The sequence below is a fragment of the Stenotrophomonas sp. SrG genome (genome assembly GCF_050031795.1).
GTDB lineage: Bacteria > Pseudomonadota > Gammaproteobacteria > Xanthomonadales > Xanthomonadaceae > Stenotrophomonas > Stenotrophomonas rhizophila_A.
Map to the genome: position 1 here is coordinate 1 of NZ_JBNBBE010000657.1, position 249 is coordinate 249.

A 249-nucleotide genomic window follows, 5' to 3' on the forward strand; every position below is an offset into this window, starting at 1 on the left:
TACGAGGGCAGGTACGTGGGCCGCCACTAGTACCTGCTGCGCGAGCAGGAACGCATTGCGGCCGAGCTCGACCGGGCCACCCAGCGAAATCGGCTGCGGGAGATCGAGTCCGCACTCAGCGCCGCCGAAGAAGAGCTGGGCGTGCTGGATGCCGATTTCCGCCGTCAGACCCGGGACGAACTGCGCGAAGCCGAGCAGCAGGATGCTCAGGGCACGCCGGAGCTTGCCAAGGCCGACCAGCGAGATCGG

General features: G+C 67.9%; 1 protein-coding gene. It reads right to left on the bottom strand.

Translation table 11 applies throughout. From position 1 onward, the window contains the following. A partial coding sequence (locus ACQG3P_RS21200; RefSeq protein WP_426806153.1) for a hypothetical protein occupies window positions 1–249 on the bottom strand: 249 nt, incomplete at both ends.